This window comes from Streptantibioticus cattleyicolor NRRL 8057 = DSM 46488 (assembly GCF_000240165.1).
Lineage (GTDB): Bacteria > Actinomycetota > Actinomycetes > Streptomycetales > Streptomycetaceae > Streptantibioticus > Streptantibioticus cattleyicolor.
The window spans coordinates 1,510,349-1,533,965 of sequence record NC_017585.1; the positions used below are offsets into that span (position 1 = coordinate 1,510,349).

At 73.0% G+C, this 23,617-nt stretch carries 23 protein-coding genes; 9 read left to right on the forward strand and 14 right to left on the reverse strand.

Annotation, left to right across the window (positions count from 1 at the left end):
• Positions 1-70: 70 nt before the first annotated feature.
• Positions 71-841 (reverse strand): meso-2,3-butanediol dehydrogenase, encoded by a 771-nt coding sequence (locus SCATT_RS34235; RefSeq protein WP_014150746.1) that lies wholly within the window; start codon positions 839-841, stop codon positions 71-73.
• Positions 842-994: 153 nt separating this feature from the next.
• Between SCATT_RS34235 and SCATT_RS34240 the strand changes: the two genes are divergently transcribed.
• Positions 995-1,957, forward strand: a complete 963-nt coding sequence (locus SCATT_RS34240; protein ID WP_239013392.1) for a helix-turn-helix domain-containing protein — start codon at positions 995-997, stop codon at positions 1,955-1,957.
• A 64-nt stretch (positions 1,958-2,021) separates the two neighbouring features.
• Here SCATT_RS34240 and SCATT_RS34245 read toward each other — a convergent pair whose 3' ends face one another.
• Complete coding sequence (locus SCATT_RS34245; protein WP_014150744.1) at positions 2,022-3,164, reverse strand: FAD-dependent oxidoreductase; 1,143 nt, start codon at positions 3,162-3,164, stop codon at positions 2,022-2,024.
• Between the two features lie 157 nt (positions 3,165-3,321).
• Positions 3,322-3,699 (reverse strand): winged helix-turn-helix transcriptional regulator, encoded by a 378-nt coding sequence (locus tag SCATT_RS34250; RefSeq protein ID WP_014150743.1) that lies wholly within the window; start codon positions 3,697-3,699, stop codon positions 3,322-3,324.
• A gap of 110 nt (positions 3,700-3,809) precedes the next feature.
• Between SCATT_RS34250 and SCATT_RS34255 the strand changes: the two genes are divergently transcribed.
• Positions 3,810-4,727: an SDR family oxidoreductase gene (locus SCATT_RS34255; protein WP_231904891.1), complete on the forward strand. Its 918-nt coding sequence runs from the start codon at positions 3,810-3,812 to the stop codon at positions 4,725-4,727.
• Here SCATT_RS34255 and SCATT_RS34260 read toward each other — a convergent pair.
• Together SCATT_RS34260 and SCATT_RS38765 are read right to left on the reverse strand one after the other, a co-directional pair.
• Positions 4,693-5,388: a TetR/AcrR family transcriptional regulator gene (locus SCATT_RS34260; RefSeq protein WP_014150741.1), complete on the reverse strand. Its 696-nt coding sequence runs from the start codon at positions 5,386-5,388 to the stop codon at positions 4,693-4,695. The two genes, SCATT_RS34255 and SCATT_RS34260, sit on opposite strands and share 35 nt — an antisense overlap.
• Before the next feature lie 683 nt (positions 5,389-6,071).
• Positions 6,072-6,710 (reverse strand): hypothetical protein, encoded by a 639-nt coding sequence (locus SCATT_RS38765; RefSeq protein ID WP_157894777.1) that lies wholly within the window; start codon positions 6,708-6,710, stop codon positions 6,072-6,074.
• Between SCATT_RS38765 and SCATT_RS38340 the strand changes: the two genes are divergently transcribed.
• Positions 6,691-6,933 (forward strand): hypothetical protein, encoded by a 243-nt coding sequence (locus SCATT_RS38340; RefSeq protein ID WP_014150740.1) that lies wholly within the window; start codon positions 6,691-6,693, stop codon positions 6,931-6,933. The two genes, SCATT_RS38765 and SCATT_RS38340, sit on opposite strands and share 20 nt — an antisense overlap.
• Before the next feature lie 14 nt (positions 6,934-6,947).
• Here SCATT_RS38340 and SCATT_RS38345 read toward each other — a convergent pair whose 3' ends face one another.
• A complete protein-coding gene (locus SCATT_RS38345) occupies positions 6,948-7,322 on the reverse strand; it encodes a CU044_2847 family protein (protein ID WP_014150739.1) in 375 nt (124 codons plus the stop codon).
• Between the two features lie 46 nt (positions 7,323-7,368).
• Positions 7,369-10,947 (reverse strand): serine protease, encoded by a 3,579-nt coding sequence (locus SCATT_RS34280; protein ID WP_014150738.1) that lies wholly within the window; start codon positions 10,945-10,947, stop codon positions 7,369-7,371.
• Positions 10,948-11,241: 294 nt separating this feature from the next.
• Between SCATT_RS34280 and SCATT_RS34285 the strand changes: the two genes are divergently transcribed.
• Positions 11,242-11,823: a TetR/AcrR family transcriptional regulator gene (locus SCATT_RS34285; protein WP_014150737.1), complete on the forward strand. Its 582-nt coding sequence runs from the start codon at positions 11,242-11,244 to the stop codon at positions 11,821-11,823.
• 15 nt (positions 11,824-11,838) lie between these two features.
• On the opposite strand, the gene SCATT_RS34290 is transcribed toward SCATT_RS34285, so the two are convergent.
• Positions 11,839-13,512, reverse strand: coding sequence for an FAD-binding dehydrogenase (locus SCATT_RS34290; protein ID WP_014150736.1), 1,674 nt, complete (start codon positions 13,510-13,512; stop codon positions 11,839-11,841).
• Between the two features lie 202 nt (positions 13,513-13,714).
• On the opposite strand from SCATT_RS34290, the gene SCATT_RS34295 reads away from it, so the two are divergent.
• A complete protein-coding gene (locus SCATT_RS34295) occupies positions 13,715-14,509 on the forward strand; it encodes a hypothetical protein (protein ID WP_157894776.1) in 795 nt (264 codons plus the stop codon).
• 204 nt (positions 14,510-14,713) lie between these two features.
• Positions 14,714-15,766 carry a chitinase gene (locus SCATT_RS34300; protein ID WP_014150734.1) on the forward strand — a complete coding sequence of 351 codons (1,053 nt, stop codon included), beginning with the start codon at positions 14,714-14,716 and terminating at the stop codon, positions 15,764-15,766.
• On the opposite strand, the gene SCATT_RS34305 is transcribed toward SCATT_RS34300, so the two are convergent.
• The 3 genes from SCATT_RS34305 to SCATT_RS34315 all read right to left on the reverse strand — a co-directional run bounded on the left by SCATT_RS34305 (position 15,744) and on the right by SCATT_RS34315 (position 18,039).
• On the reverse strand, positions 15,744-16,355 hold the full coding sequence (locus tag SCATT_RS34305) for a TetR/AcrR family transcriptional regulator (protein ID WP_014150733.1): 612 nt from the start codon (positions 16,353-16,355) through the stop codon (positions 15,744-15,746). The two genes, SCATT_RS34300 and SCATT_RS34305, sit on opposite strands and share 23 nt — an antisense overlap.
• A gap of 108 nt (positions 16,356-16,463) precedes the next feature.
• Positions 16,464-17,843 carry an amidase gene (locus SCATT_RS34310; protein ID WP_014150732.1) on the reverse strand — a complete coding sequence of 460 codons (1,380 nt, stop codon included), beginning with the start codon at positions 17,841-17,843 and terminating at the stop codon, positions 16,464-16,466.
• Positions 17,830-18,039 carry a hypothetical protein gene (locus SCATT_RS34315; RefSeq protein WP_014150731.1) on the reverse strand — a complete coding sequence of 70 codons (210 nt, stop codon included), beginning with the start codon at positions 18,037-18,039 and terminating at the stop codon, positions 17,830-17,832. Before SCATT_RS34315 ends, SCATT_RS34310 begins: the two co-directional genes overlap by 14 nt.
• 490 nt (positions 18,040-18,529) lie before the next feature.
• Between SCATT_RS34315 and SCATT_RS34320 the strand changes: the two genes are divergently transcribed.
• Positions 18,530-19,435, forward strand: a complete 906-nt coding sequence (locus SCATT_RS34320; RefSeq protein WP_014150728.1) for an MBL fold metallo-hydrolase — start codon at positions 18,530-18,532, stop codon at positions 19,433-19,435.
• A 30-nt stretch (positions 19,436-19,465) separates the two neighbouring features.
• Here the strand turns inward: SCATT_RS34320 and SCATT_RS34325 are convergent, their stop codons facing one another.
• On the reverse strand, positions 19,466-20,011 hold the full coding sequence (locus tag SCATT_RS34325; protein ID WP_014150727.1) for a hypothetical protein: 546 nt from the start codon (positions 20,009-20,011) through the stop codon (positions 19,466-19,468).
• Positions 20,008-20,988, reverse strand: a complete 981-nt coding sequence (locus SCATT_RS34330) for an FAD-dependent oxidoreductase (RefSeq protein ID WP_014150726.1) — start codon at positions 20,986-20,988, stop codon at positions 20,008-20,010. Before SCATT_RS34330 ends, SCATT_RS34325 begins: the two co-directional genes overlap by 4 nt.
• A 139-nt stretch (positions 20,989-21,127) precedes the next feature.
• Between SCATT_RS34330 and SCATT_RS34335 the strand changes: the two genes are divergently transcribed.
• Entirely contained in the window at positions 21,128-22,000 is an 873-nt protein-coding gene (locus SCATT_RS34335) for a LysR family transcriptional regulator (protein WP_014150725.1), read from the forward strand.
• A gap of 13 nt (positions 22,001-22,013) precedes the next feature.
• Here the strand turns inward: SCATT_RS34335 and SCATT_RS34340 are convergent, their stop codons facing one another.
• On the reverse strand, positions 22,014-22,976 hold the full coding sequence (locus SCATT_RS34340; RefSeq protein ID WP_014150724.1) for a DMT family transporter: 963 nt from the start codon (positions 22,974-22,976) through the stop codon (positions 22,014-22,016).
• Positions 22,977-23,117: 141 nt separating this feature from the next.
• Between SCATT_RS34340 and SCATT_RS34345 the strand changes: the two genes are divergently transcribed.
• Positions 23,118-23,570: an Lrp/AsnC family transcriptional regulator gene (locus SCATT_RS34345; RefSeq protein ID WP_014150723.1), complete on the forward strand. Its 453-nt coding sequence runs from the start codon at positions 23,118-23,120 to the stop codon at positions 23,568-23,570.
• Positions 23,571-23,617: the final 47 nt, after the last annotated feature.

The window sequence follows — 23,617 nt, forward strand, 5'->3', positions numbered from 1 at the left end:
GGGCGCCGTCGGGTTGGGCCGTATCCGGCCGCGCCGTCCGCGGCTTGACGGCACCGGGCCGGCCCCGGGCTCACGTCCCGATGCGGGGCTGCCCGCTGGCGGCGCCGAGGCCGCCGTCGACCGGTATCTGCGCGCCGGTGACGTACCGTGCGTCGGGGCCGGCGAGGAAGGCGACGACCCCCGCGACCTCCTCGGGCCGGGCCACCCGGCCGAAGGGGATGCGTTCGGTGAAGGAGCGCACGGCGGGCGTGTCTTCGGTGAGGCCGGCGGTGATGCCGGTGTTGAGCGTGAACCCGGGGTGGACGGCGTTGACGCGGACCTCGGGGGCGTGGTCCACCGCCATCGCGCGCGTGAGGTTGACCATGCCGCCCTTGGCCGCGTTGTAGGCGGCCATGCCGTAGTCGCCGCCCAGTCCGCTCACCGAGCCGACGTTGACCACGCAGCCGTGCGTGCGGCGCAGGTGCGGGATCGCCGCCCGGCTGGTGTGGTAGACGGCGTCGAGGTTGACGGCCATCGCCGCTCGCCACTGCTCCGGGGCGACGGCTTCGACCGTACCGAACGCCGGCGCGCCCGCGTTGTTGACCAGGACGTCCAGGCGTCCGAGGTCGGCGGCGACGGAGGCGATCAGCGCCTCGGCCTCGTCCGGCACGGTGACATCGGCGGTGCGGGCGAACACGGTGGCGCCGTCCGGGGCCGCGGCCGCGGCCTCGCGGAGCTTCTCCAGCGTCCGCCCGACCAGCACGACGGTCGCGCCGTCCGCGGCGAACCGGTGCGCGACGGCGGCACCGATGCCTTCCCCGGCGCCGGTGACCACAACGACCCGGTCAGCGAAAACACTCACGACTACAGTCCTTCCAGAACGAGGGGGCTGCCGCACCGGTCCGTCCGGCTCCGGCCACGCTAGGCGGGGCCGCGCCACCTAGGCTTGAACCACAGCGCCACACCGGCGGAACGTCGGTGCCAGACGGAGAGCGAGGCGACCGTGACGGTGACGGTGACGAGCGGTACGTTCGCCCTGGACGTCACCGAGGAACACCCCGCGGCCCACGGCTACGACCTCTTCCGGCGCGGATGGGAGAGGCAGGTCGGCGAGGCGTATCCCGCCCCCGCCTTCACCCCCGGCAGCACGGGTGAGTTCCGGATCAGCGCGCGTGCCGTCACGGCGTACGAATCGGTGATCGCCGACGTACGCAGTCGATCGCTGGTCGGCACCAACACCGGCGGTCTCCCGCCGGGTCTTGCCGACAAGGTGCTGATGCACGTGGTGCGGCGTGACGTGTGGAGCTTCGACCGGCGTGGCGAGGGCCGAGTCGCCGTCCCGGCCGGGCACTTCATGCTTCAGCGCAGCGGCCCGCCGACCTCCGAGACGGCGCGGCACACCGCGGCGACGATACTGATCCTGCCGTCGTCCGGCCTCGGGCCGCTGATCGGGGACCGGCTGATCACCGGGTCGGCGGCCTCCGCCGAGATGCGGCTGCTCCTCGGCCATGTGCACCTGGTCGAGCAGACCGCCCCCGCCCTCACCCCGGCCGGCGCCCAGGCCGCCCACCACGCGCTGATCGAACTGGTCAAGGGGGTGCTCGGGCGGCGGGCGGACCCGGCCGAACCCTTGCTCGGCCCCACCCTGGCCCAGGCGGCGAAGGACCTCGCGGACCGCCGGCTCACCGACCCCGGCCTCTCCCCGGCGGCACTCGCCCGTGAACTCAACGTCTCCGTCCGCACGTTGCACCGTGCCTTCGCGTGCACGGAGGAGACCGTCGCCGGATACATCCGCGGCCGCAGACTGGAACGGGCCCGGCTCGACCTGCTGGCGCCGACCGGACGGCGAAGCGTCTCGGAGATCGCCGCCCACTGGCAGTTCGCCGACAGCAGCCACTTCATCCGGGCCTTCAAGAGCCGGTACGGCCGTACCCCCGCCGAGTTCGCCCGCCACCCGACGTCCGGCAGCCGCCGCTGAACCGCCGTGCGCCCGGTCGGACACCAGCGGCCGGTGCCCGCGTCGCGAGGTGACCTGGAGACCGTCACCGGCCCGCCGGGCCGGTGGTGAACAGCTCGACCGTCCTCTCCAGGCCGCGCGGGCCGAACATGGCCTCCAGGCTCCCGGCGGACTCGGCGGCGGACGCCTCGGCGCGCGGGAAGAGCGCTTCCTCGTACGCGGTCAGGGCGGCCTCGATGTCGCCGGGGTGGGCGGCGACGGCCTGGCCGAGTTCGGCGCCGTCGAGCAGAGCGAGGTTGGCGCCCTCGCCGGCGAAGGGCGACATCAGGTGGGCGGCGTCGCCGAGCAGCGTCACCCCCGGGACGCGGTCCCAGCGGTGGCCGACGGGCAGGGCGTGGATGCGGCGGGGTACCAGCGCGCCGTCGGCGTCGGCGACGAGGGCGCGCAGGCTCTCGTCCCAGCCGTCGAAGTGGGACAGGACCGCCGCCTTGGCGGCTGCGGTGTCGCCGAAGTCGATGGTGTCGAGCCACCCCTCGTCGGCCCTGAGCGCGGTGTAGACGTGGAGGCTGCCGTCGGTCTCGCGGTGGCCGAGGAAGCCGCGCCGGTCACCGAGGGAGATGAAGAACCCGCCGCCGACGAGGGCGGCGCTGCGCGGGTGACGGGTGTCGGCGTCCAGCAGATCGGTCTCCACGAACGAGATGCCGGTGTAGGCGGGCTTGGCGTCCGAGACCAGCGGCCGGATCCGCGACCAGGCACCGTCGGCGCCGACGAGGAGGTCGGTGGTGATGGTGGAGCCGTCGGCGAAGGCCACCTCGTGGCGTCCGTCGCCCAGCGGGCGGGCCCCGGTCGCCTTCACACCCCAGCGGATCGTGCCGTCCGGCAGGGAGTTGAGCAGCAGGTCGCGCAGGTCGCCGCGGTCCACCTCGGGGCGGGGCGCGCTGCCGTCGTCCTCGTCGGCGAGGTGGACGGTGCCGTCCGGGCCCACCAGGCGCATGGCCTGGCCGCCGTCGTGGATGAGGGTGCGGAAGTCGTCGTGGAGTCCGGCGGCGTGCAGCGCCTTCTGCCCGTTCTCCTCGTGGATGTCGAGCATGCCGCCCTGGGTGCGGGTCCCGGCCGACGCGTCCAGCTCGAAGACGGTCGCCTCGACGCCGGCCACATGCAGCACTCGGGCCGCGGTGAGGCCGCCGAGACCTCCGCCGATGATCGCGATGGGGTGGTGGGTGGTCATCGGAGCCTCCAGAAGTGTCGCGCTTGACGCGGGCCCCAGCGTGGCGGACGGCCGTCGCGTGAAGCGATCCGATCGGACGACTCCAGCCTAGCGAACACGTTCGTTACGAACAAGTTCGTCACTGTGTATGCGTCGAACCGCCGGGTGTGGGGATCGTTCAGGACCCGTCGGCGGGGCGGCGGTCGTACGCCGAGCGCGCTTCGAGGACCCGGGAGGCGTTGGCCTTGGACCAGTCGGCGATCGCCGCGGTCAGGGCGCCCGCCTCGACGCCGAGGTCGGTCAGGGCGTACTCGACGCGCGGGGGGATGGTCGGGTAGATGGTGCGGCTGACCAGGCCGTCGCGTTCGAGGTTGCGGAGCGCCTGGGTGAGGGACTTCTGGGTCACGCCCTCGATGTGCCGGCGCAACTCCGTGAAGCGCAGGGGGCGTTCGTAATGCCGCAGCAGACCGAGTACGTAGAGCGACCACTTGTTGGCGAGCACGCTCACCACCGTGCGTGACGGGCAGTCCTTCGCGTAACCGTACTCGGTATCCATCAGGTACCTATATACCCGACAGGTGCCTACTTCACAACGGGTACCGGACGTGCGCACCCTGGACGGGGCGCGCGGGGGTCCGGGGCCGCCGCGCCGCCGCCGTCCTGCTGATGGGCACTGTCGAGGGAGAACGCATGATCCTGGTCACCGGAGCGACCGGAAACGTCGGATCGGAAGCCGTGCGCCTGCTGGCCGCGCGGCGGCACCCCACGCGGGCGCTGGTCCGTGACCCGGCACGCGCGTCCGCCGTGGACGGCGTCGAGATCGCCGTCGGCGACTTCGGCCGCCCGGACACCCTCGACGCGGCCCTGTGTGGCGTCGACACCGTGGTGCTCGTCACCCCGTCCGTGCCGGAGCAGGAGATCGCGGTGATCGACAGCGCCCTCCGCCAGGGCGTGCGCCACATCGTGAAGATCACCAACCACAAGGCAGCGGCCGACTCCCCGGTCGACCGGCGGCGTGACCACGCGCGGATCGAGGCCCACCTGAAGGCCACCGGGCTCGGGCACACCCTGCTCGCGCCCAACCTCTACATGCAGAACCTGCTCGCCGTCGCGCCGGCGGTCAAGGAGACCGCAGGGTTCGTGATGTCGGCCGGCGACGGCCGGTTCGGGATGATCGACGCCCGTGACGTGGCCGCCACCGCGGCGGCCGTCGCCGCGGCGCCCTCCGGGCACGCCGGCCGCACCTACCTGCTCACCGGGCCCGAGCTGATCACCTTCGGGGACGTCGCGCGAGCGCTGACCGACGTCCTGGGGCACCCGGTCGCGTACCGCAGGATCTCCCCCGACGAGCACCGGGCCGCCATGATCCGGGCCGGGGTGCCCGAGCCCGTCGCGGCGTCCAACGCCCAGGTGTTCGGCCTCATCGCCGAAGGCGACGCGGCATGGCTCTCCGACGACGTGGCCTCCGTCACCGGCGAGCGCCCTCGTGACCTGCGTACCTTCCTCACCGAGCACGTGGCCGCCTTCCGCCGGGCGCCAGGGCTCGGCCTCACTCCGCCGGGCCGGGCACCGGGGTACTCGTGATGCCGTTGAGGAGAACGTCGAAGCCCCAGGTGAGCCGGGCCGTGGGGGTGCCGCTGAGCAGGGCGGGCATGTGCGCCTTGATCGCCGGGTGGGTGGTCGCCTCCACGGTGTCCAGGACCCTGGTGAGGGCGTTCCAGTCGTCCCGGGCCGTCGGGTCGTCCTCCTGCGTCGCGTGCTCGGCGGCGGTGGCGGTGGCGTGCTGGATCAGCTTGTCGACCCCCCAGGCGGCCTGCTCGCGGGTGGCCCCGCTGAGCGAGAGCAGCTCCAGGAGGCGTTCCACGAGGTTGAGGTAGTTCTCCCCGCTGGGACGGGCGACCACGGTCGACCGGGCGAGCTGCGGGTGCTCGAACAGGACGGTGGTGTAGGAGGTCAGCACGGCCAGCAGGCGGTCGCGCCAGCCCTTCCCGGCGCCCTCCCCGGCCAGGTCGACCTCGCCGAGCAGCGCGTCGAGCACGGCCGCGTGGAGTTCGGCGGTGTTGGCCACGTAGACGTAGAGCGAGGCCGGTCCGGTGTCCAACTCCTGCGCCAGGCGGCGCATCGTCAGCTTCTCCAGCCCCTCGGCGCGCATGATCCGCACGGCGGTGTCCACGATGCCCTGCCGGGACAGGGCGGGCTTGGCGGGGCGCTCCCGGCGGCTGACCGGCTCTCGTTTCGCACTCATACCCCGATCGTAACGAACGCGTTCGCCACGGCAACGGCCCGTACGGATCCGGGTCGTCGGGTACGACGGCATCGTGGTCGGCCATGGCGCCACACCTCCCGTATCGCGCGGGGCCGACCGGAACCCGTACGGGTTCTCACCGGGAACATGTCGTCGTTAAACCACCGGCCATGTGCACGTAGTTGGCCGGAAAGACGTTCCACCCGGTGCCGTTCTGTCGTGGCGGGACTTCTCGCGGAATGCTGGGAGGAGAATCGGCCAATTGGTCAAGGAGGCGTGTCCGCAAGGCCCGTTACCGCTGCGGGACAGGCGTCCGGAATGGTCCGTAACCTGGCGTTGTCGCGGGTCGTTTCGCCGGGGCCTTCCGGGTGGCCGGTTTGGTGTGCGGGTGGATCCGGCCATGATCGGCGTACCGGCTCCTTGGCGAACCCCGGACGGCTGTGTAAAGGTTGACGCCCATGAGGGCCTTTCGGTCCGATGCCCAGTCGGGCGAGTCCGAACGTGGCGTGCGCGCCGGTCGGTTCGTGGCATACGAGTTCGCCGCGCGTGCGAATACTCGAGACCTTTACCGCTTTCTCCTGGAAGTCCGCATCTGCGGGACGGAAGGATTTTCGCGCGTGGATTCTTCGAGTGAAGCCGGACGTGAGTCGGCCGTGCCGGCGCGACTGGGAACGGGCCCGATGTCACGCAACTCCGTCGACGCGTGCATAGCGGTGGCCCACCGCTTCGGCCAACCGCTGATGCTCATCCCCAGCCGCCGCCAGATCGAGGCGGCCGAACTGGGCGGCGGTTACGTGGAAGGGTGGACGACCGAACAGTTCGCCCGTTACGTCCGCGAACAGGACCCCAAGGGCCTGGTGCTGCTCTGCCGCGACCACGGCGGCCCGTACCAGCTCCCCCGCGAGCGGTCGGACCGGATCGGCGCCGAGCAGGCCATGCGTTCCGCGCTGGACTCCTTCCGCGAGGACATCCGCAACGGGTTCGACCTGCTGCACATCGACACCTCCATGGACCGGCAGGGCCCCGCCCCGTTCGCGGTGGCGGCCGACCGGCTCGTGGCCCTGTACGGGGAGTGCTGGGAGGCGGCCCGAAGCGCCGATCGCCGAATCCTTTTCGAGATCGGCTTCGAGGACCAGGGAACCGACACCAACGACCCCGGGGAATTCCGCGACCAGATCCGGGACGTTCTCGCCCGCCTCGAATCCGCCGGATTGCCCGCGCCGACCTTCGCCGTCGCCCAGACCGGCACCAAGGTCCTGGAGACCGGAAACACCGGCGGCCCTGGCCCTGGCCGGTTTCGCGATGGCGCCCGTCTTCCCCACCGCCATCGCCTGGCTGACCCGCCACCATCCGGCGCCGCAGCGCGCCAACTCGGTGCTCCTGGTCGCCGGTATGACGGGCAGCACCGTACTGCCCGCCCTGGTGATCGTGGTGGCCCAGGTGACGACCGCGCGCGGCATGCCCTGCCTGCTGGCCTCGCTCGCCGTGCTGATCGCCCCGGCCGCGCTGCTCGCCCGCCGGGCCACGTCCCGTGCCGGCGGATGACGGCCGCCGGGGCGTCAGCCTCCCTGCCCGTCCGCGCCGTGCCCGCCGTCCCACACCAGCCGCAGCACGAAGTTGCCCTCCCCGGCCGTCCTGGCGATCACCGCCCCCACCTCCGCGTTGAGCTTGACGCCGAGTTCCAGCTCGATCGAACTGGGGCTTACCGACATCGACTTGAGCCGGTCCAGCGCGACCTCGGCGGCGGCGCGCACCTGGTCGAAGCTCTCCGCGAGCGAACGCACCGCGGTGGCCGCGATCTCCGCCGGCCGGGAGGCGCGCACGATACCGGCATCGGCCTCCTCCACCTCGACCACCACCTCGGCCGCCCCCTGCCCCGTTGATCCGGACAGCGGGGTGAGCGGGGTGACGACGAGCCTGGTCTGCGGGGTCATGGCGTTCCCTTCGGTACGTTCCCGGCGTGGCCGGCGCGTGGTCGGGTCAGGGGCACAGCGGACCGCGATAGGCGCCGGGCGGAAGCTTCCGTTCGGCGGCGGGCCGCAGGTTCGGGTCCGCGACGACACGGCAGAGCCGGTCCATCCACCGCGCGGGCGTGCCGCCGGGAGAGGCGGGGGCGTCCGGGTCGAGGGTGGGGAACCGGAACGGCGACGCGGTCGGCACCGCGGGCGGCGGCACGGCGGGGACCTTGGAGAGCGTGTCCCCGTCCCCCGAGGCGCCGACGAAGGCGTCGAGCCCCCAGTTGGCCAGGAGGACGGCAGAGGTGCCGGACCGCCCCAGCAACGCCACGCTCCGCCAGGGTGGCGCCAGTGCCAGCGAGCCGGGGGAGGGGTCCAGGATGACGCCGACGCCGGGGAGCTGGTCGGACGTTCCCGGTGGTCCCAGGCGGCCCGGGGTGGTGTAGGCGACGTCCCGCCGGCCCCCGGGGGTCAGTACGATCCCGGTCGGCGACACCGTCTCCGTCCGGTCCCGGCGGATGAGCCAGCCGCTCGGCAGGGCGTACACCGAGACGTCCCCGGTGCTGGGCCAGCCGGCGTGGAAGCCGGCCACGGCCAGGGCGCCGCCGTCCGCGCTGACAGCCGTCTCGGCCGGGCTCGCCGTCCACGGCAGCGTCAGCACGATCCGGGGCCGGGGAGCGGCCTCGCCGAGGTCCCAGGTGGTGACCGCGTATCCGCCGCCGCCCTTCAGCAGGGCGCCGCCCGTCGGGATGACGGGGGAGAGGGTGATCAGGCTGCGGCCGTCCGGGCCGAAGAAGAACCGGTAGGTCTCCAGCGAGTTGGGGACCCGCATGATCTTCCCGATCCGGCCGTTCGCCAGGTCCCACACGATCAGGCGCCCGGCGGTGAGCGCGGCGAGCCGCGTGCCGCCCGGGTCGAAGGCCATCCCCTGGTAGGTGGTCGGAACGGTGGCGCCGGACGGGATCGGTACCGGGGGACTGGCGAGCGCGGAGGGGAGGGAGGTGGCGCCGGGGTCGCCCTGACCGGGTGACTGGAGCGTCCGCGTGGCGCGGGTACGGGTGTCGTACAGCGTCACCGTCGGGCCACCCTGCCCCTCCAGCATCGAGCCCGTCTCGGAGTAGCCGGTGCCGCGGGCCATCGCCACCAGCGACCCGTCCGGCGAGACGGCGGTGACCTCGGCGGACCGGCCGGTCGAGGTGCCCGACGGCGGCCGGGCGGCCAGCCGCCACACCTCCACCTCGCTCTTGTCGTCCCGGGTGATGGCGACGCGTCCGTCGGCGCTGACCGCCAGCGTGCTGCCCGCGTCGGTGGCCAGATCGCTCAGCGCGGCCACGGTATCGCCGGCCGCCGTGCCGTAGTCCGGCACGATGGCGTACGCCGCCCCGTAGACCGCGTACTCCTTCGCCAGCTGCGCCCTGGTGGCGGGGGTGTCCCAGGTGCGGTAGGCGCGCATGGCCAGCAGCAGCCCGGTGTACGGGTCGCCGCGCCCGCTGCCGGCCGCCGCCTCGCGTGACTGCTGCACCAGGGCCGCGGCGGCGGTGGCGGTGCTGTGGTTGCGTGCCGTCACCTCCGACTGGTGGCGCCAGGTGAAGGTACCGGCGGCGGCCACCGTCATCAGCACGGTGACCGTGGTGAGCGCGTACCACCGGCGGCGTCGGGCTGCCGACCGGGCGGCGTCGACGAACTCCCGCTCCTCCGGCAGGAGTTCAACGGAGCGGGCCTGCCGCCAGCGCGTCGCGTCCCGCAGGTCCGAGCCGCGCGGCAGCCGGTTGCGGGGGCGGCCCTCGGCACGCCAGCGCGTGATGCGCCCACGCAGCTCCTCCTGCCAGCGGCGGAACTCCTCGTCGGCGCCGACGAATTCGCTCAGCCGCGCCCACGCGGTCAGAAGGGTCTCGTGGGCCAGCTCCACGCTCTCGACCACCCCGCCCGGGGTGACCTGGTCCGCCCCGGGCACCAGCAGCCGGGTGGTCATCAGACGCTGCGCCAACCGCCATTGGGGCACGGTCAGACCGGTACGCGGCACGGTGCGGCGGGTCGGGGACTCGCCGGGGCCGCGCGGATCGGCGAGCTGCACCAGAAGGGTACGGGCGGTGCGGCGCTCCTCGTCGCGCAGTTGGTGCCAGACCCGCTCCGCGTGGTCGGCCAGGGCCTTGCCGAGCCCGCCCAGCGAGTCGTACTGGGCGTGGCCGATGAGCCCGTCCCGCTGGAGGTCCCACAGCGTGCTGAGGGTGAACTCCAGCAGGGGCAGACGGCCCGGCTCCGAGCCGAAGTCCGCGAGGAGCCTGTCCACCAGACCCGGTTCGTAGCGCACCCCGACCCGCTCCGGGGGACGTTCGACGGCCGCGCGCACCTCCTCGCGCGTCATGGGGCCCAGGGTGAACAGCCGCCCGTCGTCCAGCAGCGGGGCCACCCCGGGGTGGTTCAAGGCGGTGGCCAGGAAGTCGGCGCGCAGCGCGAGGACGACCTGGAGCGGGGAGCCCGGCTCGCGGCAGTGGGCCAGCACGGCGGCGAAGGCGTCCAGATCGGGGTCGTCGGGGCGCACCAGCGCCTGCTCGAACTGGTCGGCGAGCAGCAGCAGTTGGTGCTTCCGCCACCGGGCGAGCACCTGGCGCACCACCTCCGGCGCCCCGCCCGCGCGCAGCGTCCCGGCGACGCGTTCGGCCGCGCGCAGCCGGTCCGCCTCCGCCACGTCCGGCTCCAGCAGCGGCAGCAGAGCCCGCGACAGCGACTCCAGCGGCGAGGTGCCGGGCTGGAACACCACCACCGCCCGCCCCGCGTCCGCCCGCAGCGCCGGAAGCACCCCGGCGTACAGCAGCGAGGACTTGCCCACCCCCGACGCGCCGACGAGCGTGACGCCCGACCCTGACCCGAGCCGCTCGACGATCCGGCGCGCCGGCTCCTCGCGGCCGTGGAACACCTCGGCGTCCGCCTCCTGGAACGGACGCAACGCCCGGAACGGGGAACGTTCCAGCACCGCCCGGCGCAGCGCCGGCCAGCAGTCGTGCAGTGTCTCGGTGGGGATCAGATAGCCGGTGCGGCGGCCGGCCCGGGCGTCCACGGCGACCACCATGCCGACCACACCACCGTGTTCCCGGTCCCACACCGGCGCCCCGGAGAAGCCGCGCCGCACCTCGTACTGGCTCGCCGGGTCGGCGTCGTACTGGAGCCAGCCGGTGGCCTGCCGGCCGCGCAGCACACCGGAACTCCACACCCCGTCCTGGTAGCCGAGCGGGAAGCCGAAGGTGCGCACCGTCAGCCCGGGCGCCGCGCCGTGCTCCACGAGGCGGGCCAGCGGCGCGGTGGCCGGCGGGTCGGAGAGCAGGCGCAGCACCGCGACGTCCCCCGACTCGTCCGGCCGGGTGGGCACCCACGCCAGGACGCGGGCCTGGACGAACCGTCCCGGCTCGGCGAGCGGGAAGTCCACCCGCAGCAGACCGGCCGGCGGCTCCGCGCTCTCGGGCACGCCCAGCGCGGCGGCCACCACGTGGGCGCAGGTCATCACGTGCCGGTCCACGGTGAGGAACCCGGCCCCCACCGGCCGGCCCGCCGGGTCGAGAACCCGGACCACCGCTTCGTCGCTGAGCACGGTGGTGCTCGGCCCCATCGCTGCCCCCCGAAAACCCGCTCGTCACCGCGCGTCCCGCACCCCATTGTGCCGCCCGGGACCGGGCCGCCCGGGCGGAACGCCGAGTCGATCAGTAACGATGTCGTGGCCCGGCCCAGGGCCCCGGCCGCCTTCTCGTTGGGCACCGTTGTCTCCCGACACTCCGGAGAGCCTTTCCGGGTTGATTCCCGGTACCATGCGGAGAGGTTCTCCGTTTGGCCGGCCTTCGCGACCCAGGACCCACCCGGAGGCCGGACACGACGACCCGGGAGCGACCGGTGAGGAGCGGCACCCATGACGCCAGCGGGACACGGGACCCGACGGCCGCGCACGGACGCCCGGCGCAACCGGGAACGACTCCTCGCCGCGGCCCGGGAGGTCTTCGCCGAGGCCGGCCCGGACGCCTCGCTCAACGAGATCGCCCGCCGCGCCGACGTCGGACCGGGCACCCTCTACCGCCACTTCCCGACCCGGCACGCCCTGCTCACCGCGGTCGTCAGGGACCGCGTCGAGACCCTGTGCGAGCAGGCCGCGGAACTGCTGACCGCCGACCGCGCCGACGACGGGCTCGACCGGTGGCTGCGGATCTTCCTCGCCCACGCCCGCACCAGCCAGGGCCTGACCGGCGCCTGGCTGGTCGAAGGGGCCGGGGAACCCGCCTTCGACTGCCACCGGATGATCCTGGACGCGGCCACCGCGCTGCTGACCCGCGCCCAGCGCCACGGCACCGCACGCCCCGACCTCACCCCCGCCGACCTGCTCCAACTCGTCGTCGGCATCGCCTTGTCCACCGCCCGCGCCGAGGACGACCCCGCCCGCTCCGAACGGCTCCTCGCCATCACCCTCGACGCCGTGCACAGCCCCGCACGCCGCTAGGTTCGACCCGACGTCTCAGGCCACCGCCGCTGCCGCGGCGCGGCCGGCCGCACGGCCGGAGAACAGGCAGCCGCCCAGGAAGGTGCCTTCCAGCGCGTTGTAACCGTGGACACCGCCACCGCCGAACCCCGCGACCTCCCCGGCCGCGTACAGGCCGCCGACGGGCCGGCCGTCCAGGCCCAGGGCGCGCGAGTCGAGGTCGGTCTGGATGCCGCCGAGTGTCTTGCGGGTCAGGACGTGGAGCTTGACGCCGATCAGCGGCCCGGCCGCCGGGTCCAGGATGCGGTGCGGTGCCGCGGTGCGGCTGATCCGGTCGCCCAGGTACCGGCGGGCGTTGCAGACGCCCTGGATCTGCGAGTCCTTGCTGAACGGGTTGGCGATCTGCAGGTCGCGGGCCTCGATCTGGGCACGCAGCGCCGCCGCGTCCAGCAGCGGCTCCTCGGTGAGGCCGTTCATCCTCGCCACCAGTTCCTCCAGCGAGGCGGCGACCACGAAGTCCGCGCCGTGCCGTTTGAACGCCTCGACCGGCCCCGGCGCCCCGCGGCCGAGGACGCGTTCGCGCAGCACCGCCTTGCGGTCACCGCTGGTGATGTCGGGGTTCTGCTCGGAACCCGACAGCGCGAACTCCTTCTCGATGATCTTCTGGGTGAGGATGAACCACGAGTGGTCGTATCCGGCGATGTCCTCGGTGGTACGCAGGTACGCGAGCGTGCTCAAGGTGTCGTAGCCGGGCAGGCAGGGGTCGGGCAGGCGCCGGCCCAGCGCGTCGAACCACATCGAGGACGGACCCGGCAGGATGCGGATCCCGTGGCCGGGCCAGACCGGGTTCCAGTTCTGGATGCCTTCGGTGTAGTGCCACATCCGGTCGCGGTTGACCAGCCGCACCCCGGCCGCCGCGCTGATGTCCAGCATCCGCCCGTCCACGTACGCCGGCACGCCGGTGACCATGCTCCGGGGGGGCGTGCCAAGGCGCGGCGGCCAGTAGCGGCGCACGATGTCGTGGTTGCCGCCGATGCCGCCGGTGGTCACGATCACGGCCTGGGCGGTGAGCTCGAACTCCCCGACCGGCTCGCGGTTGGAGGCCACCCCGCGCGGCGCGGGGTCCTCCGCCAGCACGGTGCCGCGCACCCCGGTGACCGCTGCGTCCTGCACGGCGAGTTCGTCGACCCGGTGACGGTGGTGGAACGTGAGCAGTCCGGCGTCGGCCGCCTCGCGGGCGCTGCGCACGAACGGCGCCACCACCCCGGTGCCGGTGCCCCAGGCGACGTGGAAGCGTGGTACGGAGTTGCCGTGGCCGTTCGCGCGCAGGTCACCGCGTTCGGCCCAACCCACCATCGGCGTCAGCTTGATGCCGTGGGAATCGATCCAGGAACGCTTCTCGCCCGCGGCGAAGTCCACGTAGGCCCGTGCCCAGCGCACCGCCCAGGAGTCCTCGTCCTCCAGCCGGTCGAACCGGGCGCTGCCCTGCCAGTCGTTCCACGCCAGATCGAACGAGTCCCGCACCCCCAGCCGCCGCTGCTCCGGTGTGTTGACCAGGAACAACCCGCCGAACGACCAGTACGCCTGACCCCCCAGATTGGCGGCGTTCTCCTGGTCCACCACCGCGACCTTCCGTCCCCGGCTGGTCAGCTCGTGCGCCGCGACCAACCCGGCGAGCCCGGCCCCGACGACAATGACGTCCGCGTCCATGACAGCACTCCCTTCCCTCGGAGTCCCCCGGATACGCACCCGGACGCACCCGGCCTCCACTCCCCGATACGTCACCGTATCGAATGCATCCGCGTATCCCATACGTTCGCGTATCCATGTGAGGCCCGTCACGGTACCCCGGGCGGTACGCGGGTCCGGCGTCGCGTTGACGTGGCCTCAGGCCGCCATGACCATGGCCGTCATGCGTTTTCTTCGGCGGTTGCGTGCGGATCTCTCGGCGGGGGAGAACCTGGAGATCTATACGACGGGGGCGCTTTCCCTGGTGCTGGCGGTCCTGGGGGTCCTCGGCACGGTCGGTGGCGAGGTGCTGGCGGCCGCCACGCTGGCGACGCTGGCCGTGATGGCGGGCGGGATGCTGGGCAGCCGCCGGCAAGTGGCGGAGCTGGCCGCGGAGGTGCGCGCGCGGGGCGTCGGGGAGGCCTCCGTCCAGGACCTGTTGAGCAGGGACAAACCGGATGTCGTCGAGCATGTGCGAACGGCGCAGGACATCCGGATCGTCGGGGTGACGCTCTCGCGCACCCTGCGCAACCTGGTGGACGAACTCCAGCGCAGGGTCGCCGCCGGAGCCGTGGTCAAGGTGGCGTTGCTGGATCCGGCCGGCTCGGCCCCGGAGGAGGCGGCACGCCGCAGCACCATCCCGGACCGGGCCGAGATGTACCGCAACAGACTGCGTTCGTCGGTGGACCTGCTCCGGGAACTGGCGAGCACGCCCGGCGCGGAGGGCCGGGTGGAGGTGCGCTTCCTGAGCTTCGTCCCGGCCTTCGGGCTGCTCCTGCTCGATCCGCGGCGCCCCGGCGGCCGTACCTACGTCGACATCTACTCGCACAGCTCGGCCAGCGGCGACGCCGTCTTCACCGTGCTGCCGCACCGCGACGGCCACTGGTGCGACCATTTCCAAACCGAGTTCGACAGCGTCTGGCAGGACGGCCGGCCGGCCGACGCCTCGGACGGGTTCGCCACGGCCGCGGGGGTGTAGTCGAGGGGCGGGAGGGCCACGGCCACCGCGCGGCCGGAGCGGGTCGCGGGCATTGGTTCAGACCTATTGACGCCCTGTGGGGCCGCTCCTACGATCCGAGCAGCACGCACGGCACTTGCGCGACCACGCGAACCCCCCACAGCTGCTCGTCATGGCCACCCCCACCCGCTCCGGCGGCAGGCCATGGCGGAAGGGAACCCCACCATGGCCGTCCGTTTCGCACGCCTGCTCGCCCTCGCCGCCGCCCTCGCCGTCAGCTGGGCGTTACCCGCGCCAACTCCCGCCGCCGCAGCCCCGGCCGACACCTGCGCCCCGCAGCAGCGTCCGGCCGGCCCCGTCCTCCAGGGCTACTGGGAGAACTGGGACGGCGCCGCGGGCGGTGTCCACCCCGGACTCGGCTGGATCCCGGTCACCGACAGCCGGATCCAGGCCCACGGCTACAACGTGCTGAACGCCGCCTTCCCGGTGATCCTCTCCGACGGCACCGTGGAGTGGAACACCGGCATGGACACCGGCGTCCAGGTCCCCACCCCCGCCGAGATCTGCCAGGCCAAGGCGGCCGGCCAGACGGTGCTCCTCTCCATCGGCGGCGCCGCGGCCGGCATCGACCTCAGCTCCAGCGCGGTGGCCGACCGCTTCGTGCAGACCGTGGTGCCGATCCTGAAGGCCGACAACTTCGACGGCATCGACATCGACATCGAGACCGGCCTGGTCGGCAGCGGCGACATCAACCAGCTCTCCACCTCGCAGGCCAACCTGGAGCGCATCATCGACGGCGTACTGGCCCAGATGCCGCCCGGGTTCGGCCTGACCATGGCCCCCGAGACCGCCTACGTCACCGGCGGCAGCGTCACCTACGGTTCCATCTGGGGCGCCTACCTGCCGGTCATCAAGAAGTACATGGACAACGGCCGCCTGTGGTGGCTCAACATGCAGTACTACAACGGCAGCATGTACGGCTGCGCCGGCGACTCCTACGGGGCGGGAACGGTCCAGGGGTTCACCGCGCAGACCGACTGCCTCGACGCCGGCCTGGTGGTCCAGGGCACCACCATCCGCGTCCCCTACGACCACCAGGTCCCCGGACTGCCCGCCCAACCCGGCGCGGGCGGCGGGTATATGACGCCGGATCAGGTAAGTCAGGCGTACGGCGGCTACAACGGCCGGCTGAAGGGCCTGATGGACTGGTCCGTCAACTGGGACGGTTCGAAGGGGTGGACCTTCGGCGACAACGTCAAGGCGCTCCAGGGCCGCTGATCGCGGTGCCCGGTCGTTCGCCGGACTCCCCGCACGGGTCGAGGAGTTCGGCGACGAGCCGGTGCGCGTAGGCGGTGTCGAGCCCGGCGGGACGGAAGAGGATGCGGTACATCAGGGGGGCGACGACCCGGTCGACAACGGTCTCGGTGCGGGGGGTGTCCTCGTCGCGGCCGGCGGCGCGGGTGAGGATGGTGTCGATCTGCTCGGCGGCGTAGGCCGAGCACTGTCCGGCGTTGCCGCCGTCCGGATCGCCGAGGAGTGCGTCGCGGATGTAGGCACGGCCCGACGGCGAGGCCATCTCGTCGAGGAACTGCTCGGCCCAGGCCGTCAGATCGCGGAACAGGTCGCCGTGGTCGTCGGGTGCGGTGTCGGGGCGGAGGCGTTCCACGGCGACGTCCGAGAGCAGTTCTTGCAGGTCGCCCCAGCGCCGGTAGATCGTGGAGGGGGTGACCCCGGCACGCTGGGCGACGAGCGGCACGGTGAGCGCGTCGCGGCCCGCCTCGGAGAGCAGTTCGCGGACGGCGGTGTGCACCGACGCCTGGACCCGGGCGCTGCGCCCGCCGGGGCGGACCATCTGCTTGCGGCTCATGACACCACCTTAAAGCACAGTCCTTGCGTTTAAGGACCCTCGGGGCGGGCGTCGAACGGCGTGCGGGCCGGGCCGGCCGGAACGTCGGCCGGACCCGCATCCCGTCGTTCAGGCCACCGGCGCGAGCGCGCGGACGGGCTGCGTCCGCTCGTAGGCGTGGCCCACCCGCAGAAGCGCGCGTTCCCCGAGCGGCCGGCCGAGCAACTGCATGCCGATCGGCAGCCCTTGCGTGTCGTGGCCGACCGGAACCGACAGGGCGGGTATCCCGGTGATGTTGGCGGGGGCGGAAAGGCGCACGTAGGCGTCGGAGACCGCCTCGATCGTGCCGTCGGACCAGGTGATCGTCTCCTCGCCGGCCTTCACCGCGGTCGTCGGGACCGTCGGGGCGGCGATCACGTCGACCTCCCGCAGCAGGCGGGCCCACTCCTGCCGCATCAGCGTGCGGGAGCGCTGGGCACGCAGGTAGTCCCCGGCGGACATCAGCTCGCCGGCCTCCAGCAGGACGCGGACGTCGTCCTGGTACAGCTCGGGGACGGTGCGCACGGTGCCCTCGTGGTAGGCGGTGGCCTCCGCCACCATCAGCCCCCACTGGGTCGCCTGGATGTAGCGGGTCATCGGGACGTCGATCCCGACGAGCCGTGCGCCGAGGTCCTCCAGCCGCCCGATGGCGTGCCGGACGGCGGCCTCCACCTCGGCGTCGACATGGTCGAAGTAGTAGTTGCGCGGCACCCCGACGCGTACCCCGGTCAGGTCCGTGGCCGTCCCCGGACGGTGGTCGACGGCGGGGACGGCCAGTGAGGCGGGGTCGCGCGGGTCGTGTCCGGTCAGGGCGTCGAGGACCAGCGCGGCGTCCTCGACGGTGCGGGTGATCGGGCCGACGTGGTCCAGCGACCAGGACAGGGAGGTGACGCCGTGGCGGGGGACGAGGCCGTAGGTCGGCTTGAGGCCGACGACCCCGTTGAGCGCGGCGGGCACCCGGATCGAACCGCCGGTGTCGGTGCCCAGGGCGAAGGTCGCGGCGCCCGAGGCGACGGCGACGGCGGACCCGCCGCTGGAACCGCCGGCGACCCGGCCGTGGTCCCAGGCGTTGTTGGTCTGCGGGGTGGTCAGGCCGTAGGCGAACTCGTGGGTGTGCGCCTTGCCGACCAGGACGGCGCCGGCAGCCGTCAGGCGTGCGGCGACCGTGCTGTCGGCCTCCGCGCGGTGGCCGGCGCGGACCCGGGAGCTGGCCGTGGTGGCCGCTCCGGCCACGTCGATCAGGTCCTTCAGCGCCATGGGTATGCCGTGCAGCGGCCCGTGCGGACGGACCGCCCCGGCCTCCCGCGCCGCCTTCCGGGCGCGTTCCGCGGTGACGGTGACGTAGGCGTTGAGGTGCGGTTCCACCTGCTCGATGCGGTCCAGGACCGAGTCCACCAGCTCGACGGGGGAGAGCTTCCCCGCCCGGATCGCTTCGGCGGCTGCCGCCAGGGACAGTTCATACGGCCGCATCGTGCTTCTCCTCTCCGGCGCGGTAGGCGGGGGCCGGCGGGGTGTCCCCGAAGTCCAGTTCTCGCAGGACCGAGACGACGGAGTGGATGTGATCGGCGACGGCGGCGACCTGGGCCTGGCGGTCGGCCGGCAGCGGGAGCCCGGCACGGCCGGCCCAGCGGGCAGCCTCGGGCGGGGTGAGTTCAGCGGCGGACATGCGCGCTCTTTCCTGATCGGCGCGGGGCGGCGGAGCGGCTCCGCGCCCCAAAAGCTAACAGTTTGCTTTAGTCGACTGTAGGTCCTACGGTGCCTAAAGGCAAACCCGTTGCGTTTAGCGAAAGGGGTCTCATGCCCAGCGTCTTGTCCGACGCACCGTGGCGCGGCCCTGACCGGCGTCGCCTTCGGGGCCGTTTCCCAAGGGGCGCTGCGTATGGTCCTCGTCTCGCTCGACGAGCGGGACCGCGCCGCCACCCTGGCCGCTTACCACCTCCTCAGCTACCTGTCCATGAGCCCGCCCGCGATCGCCGCGGGCGCCGCCACCCAGCGCTACGGGCTCGGAACCGCCGCCCACGCCTACGCCGTCACTGCCGCCCTGCTCGCCGTGGCGGGCTGGCCGCGCTCACCGTCCCCCGCCGCAAGGCGGCCCGCCCCGCGGACCACCGCCCGCGCTGAAGAAGACCGAAGAAGACCGAAGGGAACGACGAACCATGCACAACAGCCCCCTCACCTCCTGGACCGTGGGCGACATCACCGTCCACCGCGTCGACGAGACCCCGCTGCCGCCCGCGACCGGACCCTGGCTGCTGCCCGACGCCACCCCCGAGGTGGTCACCGCACAGGACTGGCTCCACCCCCACTTCGCCGACCACGAAGGCGTCCTGCGGATCGACAGCCACAGCTTCGCCTTCGTCACCGGCGGGCGGCGCGTCCTCGTCGACACCGGCATCGGCAACGGCAAGGAACGGGCCAACCCCGCCTGGCACGACCTGCGCACCGACTTCCTGGAGCGCCTCACCGCCGCCGGATTCCCCCCGGACTCCGTCGATCTGGTGATCCTCACCCACCTGCACGCCGACCACGTCGGCTGGAACACCCGTGAGGCGAACGGCGATTGGGTCCCCACCTTCCCCAACTCCCGTTACCTCACCTCCCGTACCGAGCGGGAGTTCTGGGCCGGGTACGACATGGACGAGGCGCGCGCGCAGATGTTCCGCGACTCGGTGATTCCGGTCGAGCGGGCGGGTCTGCTGGACCTCGTCGACGTCCCGGCCGAGGGCGTGGAGGTGGCACCCGGCGTGCGTCTGCTGCCCACCCCCGGCCACACCCCCGGACACGTCGCCGTCGAACTGACCAGTCGGGGTGAGACGGCGCTGATCACCGGGGACTGCGTCCACCACCCGGTCCAGTTCGCCCACCCCGCCATCGGCGCCTGCGTCGACATCGACCCGCGGCGCTCCGAGGCCACCCGCCGTGAGCTGTTCGGGTCCCTTGCCGGTACCGGCACCCTCGTCCTCGGCACCCACTTCGCACCGCCCACCGCCGGCCACGTCGTCGCCGACCAGGACACCTACCGGCTGCTGCCCTCCAACTCGGCCGAGGGCCACGACGGGTAGGAGCCGCGGCGCACAGCGGGTCCCCCGCGGCTATCGCACCGAGGTCCCGGCGGCCGACCACACCGTGGCCTCGGTCACCATGCGCCACCCCTGGACGGCCGTGACGTGGAACGCGGCCAGCCCGCCGGCGCCGACGAGGGCGACACACACCACCGACCCGGCGTGCACGGTCAGTTGGCCGACCCCGTGCGCCGTGATCAGCTCGGCGCAGTCGCGGCGTGACGGCCCGGCCGACCCCGTCCACCGGCCCAGGTTCGCGTAACCGGGGCTCGCCGGACCACCACGGGCCCCTTGGAGCACCTGCGGCGCGAACCCGATCCGTACGTCGTCGAGCCCGGCGAATCCGGACTGCGTGACGAACAGCTGCCCGTGCTGCCAGATGATGTCCGGGCCGGTGGCATCGACGCGCAGGCGAGCGGGGGGCATCGGGGACGACTGGGCGGTCCACGTCCCGTCCCGGCTCACGGGGGTGTCGTCGCCGATCTCGCCCAGGACCCCGTTGACGAACGACAGCAGCGCGGCCACGGTCGTCAGGGTGACGCGCACCGTCGCGCGGACGCGGTAGGGGAGTCTCATGACACCGCCGTGCCGACCAGGGCGGCGGTGGTGTCGGCGCACCCCCAGCACAGGGTGACCCCGGCGCCGCCGTGGCCGTAGTTGTGGACGAGGCGGGTGCCGGGCAGGGAGCAGAGATCGGTTTCGAGGCGGATGCCACCACGGCGTGCGGGACGCAGGCCGCTGCGGTGGTCGATGACCTGGGCGTCGCGCAGTTCGGGGGCGAGCGCGGCGCAGCGGCGCAGGATGGCGCGGGAGACCTCCGGGTCGGCGGTGGCATCCCAGCGGTCGGCGTCGAACGTGCCGCCGAGGACGACATCGGTGCTGCGGGGGTGGACGTAGACGTAACCGGCGGGGTCGTCCTGGACCCGCAGCGAGCGGCGCAGACCGGGGTTGCGGACCAGGACGAGCTGGCCGCGTACCGGGTGCACCGCCGGGTCGCCGCACAGCTCCCGGGCGCCGAGCCCCGAGGCGTTGACCACGGCGGGTGCCCGACCGGAGGCCGCACCCAGCGAGCCGAGCCGCTGGAGGACGAGGACCCCACCGCCCTCGTGGAACCGGTCGAGCAGCCACGGCAGATACAACGGCATCTCCACGGCGGGGGCGGTGAACTCCCAGCCGTCCCGGTACGGCGGCGCCAACTCCGCGGAGCCGACCCGCCGCAGATCCGGTACGCCCGCCGCCCACCACGGCGCCTCCGCGCCCGCCCGGCGGTGCGCCAGCATACGCGTCGGACGCATCGACACCCCCGGCACGCCGTCGGCGGCCTGCCGCGTGAACTCGGCGAAGGTGGCCGCCGCCCACGCCGCCACCCGCGCGTCCTCGGCCATGCCGGACGGATACCACACGGCCGCCGCCACGGCCGATGTCGAGGCCAGCGGCGGATCGGCGGCCACCACCGCCACCCGCAACCCCCCGTGTTGCAGGCGCAGCGCCGAGGTCAGGCCGATCACCCCGGCGCCGATCACCACCACGTCAACGTCCATGTCGATGTCCATCGGAACCGCTCCTCCCGGCCGTCGCTCGGTCTCGTCGACGGCCCGACTCCAGGCAAGCCGCGGATCCCCGAGGTGTCCAAGACGAGTTCTGCCGCCGCCGATAAGCGGCGCTTATCATCTGCTGGTGGACCTGCGTCGGATGCGCTATTTCGCCGGTCTCGCCGAGGAGTTGAGCTTCACCCGCGCGGCTCGGCGGCTGCACATCGCGCAGCCCGCGCTGAGCCAGCAGATCAAGGCCCTGGAACGGCAGCTCGGCGTCCGGCTGGTGGAACGTGACAGCAAGGGGTGCGCGCTGACCGCGGTCGGCGCGGTGGTGGCCGCGGAGGCGCACCGGGTGCTGGAGCAGGTGGCCGCGGCCGACGCGCGGATCGCCGCCGCGGTCCAGGGGCGCCAGGGACGGCTGCGCATCGCGTACACCCGGTCCGCGCGCGGTGGTGTGGCCGACGCGCTGATCCTCGCGTTCCGCGACCGCCATCCCGAGGTGGAGGTGGGACTGCAGACCGGCTGGACCGCGCACAACGTCGCCGAACTCCTCGCCGGGCGGCTGGACGCCGCGTTCGTCCGGCCGCCGCTCGACGTCCCCGAACTCGCCTGCCACGTCCTGGCCGAGGAGGAGCTGCTGCTGGCCGTCCCCGCCGACCACCCGCTGGCCGCCACCCGTACCAGGGTCAGCCGGCGCCGCATCCGTGACGAACCGGTCGTCCTGTGGCCCCGGGAGAACGGCCCCGGCATGCACGACCGCATCACCGGACAGCTGTGGCCCGGCCATCGCCCCCGCATCGTCCGCGAAGAACCCGACGACGAACAGCTGTTGATGGCCGTGGCCGCCGGGTACGGCATAGCACCGATCCCGGAGGGCCGGGCCCGCACGTTCCGCATCCCCGGCGTCCGGCTGCGCCGGCTGACCGCGCCGACCCCCACCGTCGCCCTCGGCCTGGCCCACAACCCGGACACCGCCTCCCCGGCCGTACGGCTCCTGCTGGCCGTCGCCGGCCCGGACGGTGTGGGGTGAGGCGGCCTTTGGTTCAGGAGGTGCGGGCGGTCCGTGTGGTCGCCGTCCTCGGAGGTTCGCTGTCGCGTGCGTCCGGCGCCGTCGTGGTCTTCCGCCCGCGTTCGACCATGCCGAGGGCCACCCCGGCGATGATGACGGCACCGCCCGCCGCCTGGGCCGGCCGGATGGACTCACCGTTGATCGCCACGGCACCGATGACACCGAAGACCGGGACGAGGTTGAGGATGTTCACCGCGACGCTCGACGCCATCCTGCGCAGCCCGTAGTTGTAGAGCAGGAAGCCGCCGACCGAGCAGGCAACGGCCAGGTAGACCAGGAGCGCCGAGGCGGTCGCCCCCGGCACCCGCCAGTTACCGGCCTCCAGCGGCGACGCGAGCAGAAAGCCGGCCGCGCCCGCCAGCGTCTGGTAGTACGTGACCCCCACGGCGTCCTGCCCGGCGCCCGCCCGCTTGCCGAGCACGTTGTATCCGGCCCACGCCAACCCGCCGAGCAGCAGCAGGACATCCCCAAGCCAGCGCGAACCACCGCCCTCCTGCGCGCCGTTGCGTACCACGAGGAAGGCACCGACGGTCGCCATCAGCACGCCCGTCACCCGCGGCAAGGGCATCCGGACACGGAAGACGACAAGTTCGAGCACCATCGTCATCAGCGGGTACGTGGCCACGATCAACGACGCGTCGGACGCGGTGGACAGGTCGACGCCGATGTTCTCCAAGACGAAGTAGACGGTGATGCCGAGGAGCCCGCTCAGCAGCAACAGCCGCCGCTGACGGGCGTCCGGCCGGGCCGGGCGACGCCGCTTCAACCGCACGATCACACCCAGCAGCCCGGTGGCGAGGGTGAACCGGACGGCACCGATACCCAACGGCCCGACGTCGTCCAGCACCCTCTTGGTCACCGCGTACGAACTGCTCCAGAAAAGCGCGGCCGCCACCACAGCGCACACCGCCCACACCCCGGGCCACCGCTGCCGCATCCGAAATCCGCCCCTCTCCACGTCCGCCGAACCCCACCCGGCCGAACGAACGTCGGCCGAGCGCGGCAGACGCTAGCAGGGTCGTCGAAAGCCATGTGTACGATCCGAACTACCTTCGGAAACCACCGAGATGGAGCGACCATGGACGAACTAGATTCGGCGCTGCTGCGCATGCTCCAGGAAGACGGTCGGCGCACCAACCGCGAAATGGCCCAGGCCCTCGGCATCGCCCCGTCCACCTGCCTGGAACGCATCCGATCCCTGCGCCAACGCGGCATCCTCACCGGCTTCCACGCCGACGTCGACCTCGCCGCCATAGGCCGCGGCCTCCAGGCCGTCATCGCCGTCCGCGTCCGTCCCCCGACCCGCTCCGCGATCGAGGCCTTCCAAAGCTTCCTCGAACGCATGCCCGAGGTCATCTCCGTCTTCGTCCTCACCGGCAACGACGACTTCCTCATCCACGTTGCCGTCCGCGACACCGACCACCTGCACGCGGTCGTCCTCGACAAGCTGACGAAACGCCCGGAGCTGGCGGATGTGCGGACGTCGGTGGTGTACGGGCACATGCGGAGGAAAGTCGTCGGTCCGGCGTGAGGGGCACCGTGACAACCCCGCACCGACGGCCCGGCGCGCTGTACCCT

Bases quoted from the DNA above. Each gene is read 5' to 3' on its own strand.
- SCATT_RS34295 (WP_157894776.1), top strand. From the start codon at position 13,715: ATGCGTTTTCTTCGGCGGTTGCGTGCGGATCTCTCGGCGGGGGAGAAC.
- SCATT_RS34245 (WP_014150744.1), bottom strand. From the start codon at position 3,164: ATGACCACCCACCACCCCATCGCGATCATCGGCGGAGGTCTCGGCGGC.
- SCATT_RS34345 (WP_014150723.1), top strand. From the start codon at position 23,118: ATGGACGAACTAGATTCGGCGCTGCTGCGCATGCTCCAGGAAGACGGT.
- SCATT_RS34285 (WP_014150737.1), top strand. From the start codon at position 11,242: ATGACGCCAGCGGGACACGGGACCCGACGGCCGCGCACGGACGCCCGG.
- SCATT_RS38345 (WP_014150739.1), bottom strand. From the start codon at position 7,322: ATGACCCCGCAGACCAGGCTCGTCGTCACCCCGCTCACCCCGCTGTCC.
- SCATT_RS34335 (WP_014150725.1), top strand. From the start codon at position 21,128: ATGCGCTATTTCGCCGGTCTCGCCGAGGAGTTGAGCTTCACCCGCGCG.
- SCATT_RS34320 (WP_014150728.1), top strand. From the start codon at position 18,530: ATGCACAACAGCCCCCTCACCTCCTGGACCGTGGGCGACATCACCGTC.
- SCATT_RS34280 (WP_014150738.1), bottom strand. From the start codon at position 10,947: ATGGGGCCGAGCACCACCGTGCTCAGCGACGAAGCGGTGGTCCGGGTT.
- SCATT_RS34250 (WP_014150743.1), bottom strand. From the start codon at position 3,699: ATGGATACCGAGTACGGTTACGCGAAGGACTGCCCGTCACGCACGGTG.
- SCATT_RS34310 (WP_014150732.1), bottom strand. From the start codon at position 17,843: ATGCGGCCGTATGAACTGTCCCTGGCGGCAGCCGCCGAAGCGATCCGG.
- SCATT_RS34315 (WP_014150731.1), bottom strand. From the start codon at position 18,039: ATGTCCGCCGCTGAACTCACCCCGCCCGAGGCTGCCCGCTGGGCCGGC.
- SCATT_RS34330 (WP_014150726.1), bottom strand. From the start codon at position 20,988: ATGGACATCGACATGGACGTTGACGTGGTGGTGATCGGCGCCGGGGTG.
- SCATT_RS34305 (WP_014150733.1), bottom strand. From the start codon at position 16,355: ATGAGCCGCAAGCAGATGGTCCGCCCCGGCGGGCGCAGCGCCCGGGTC.
- SCATT_RS34290 (WP_014150736.1), bottom strand. From the start codon at position 13,512: ATGGACGCGGACGTCATTGTCGTCGGGGCCGGGCTCGCCGGGTTGGTC.
- SCATT_RS34300 (WP_014150734.1), top strand. From the start codon at position 14,714: ATGGCCGTCCGTTTCGCACGCCTGCTCGCCCTCGCCGCCGCCCTCGCC.
- SCATT_RS34260 (WP_014150741.1), bottom strand. From the start codon at position 5,388: ATGAGTGCGAAACGAGAGCCGGTCAGCCGCCGGGAGCGCCCCGCCAAG.
- SCATT_RS34325 (WP_014150727.1), bottom strand. From the start codon at position 20,011: ATGAGACTCCCCTACCGCGTCCGCGCGACGGTGCGCGTCACCCTGACG.
- SCATT_RS34255 (WP_231904891.1), top strand. From the start codon at position 3,810: ATGGGCACTGTCGAGGGAGAACGCATGATCCTGGTCACCGGAGCGACC.
- SCATT_RS38340 (WP_014150740.1), top strand. From the start codon at position 6,691: ATGGCGCCCGTCTTCCCCACCGCCATCGCCTGGCTGACCCGCCACCAT.
- SCATT_RS34340 (WP_014150724.1), bottom strand. From the start codon at position 22,976: ATGCGGCAGCGGTGGCCCGGGGTGTGGGCGGTGTGCGCTGTGGTGGCG.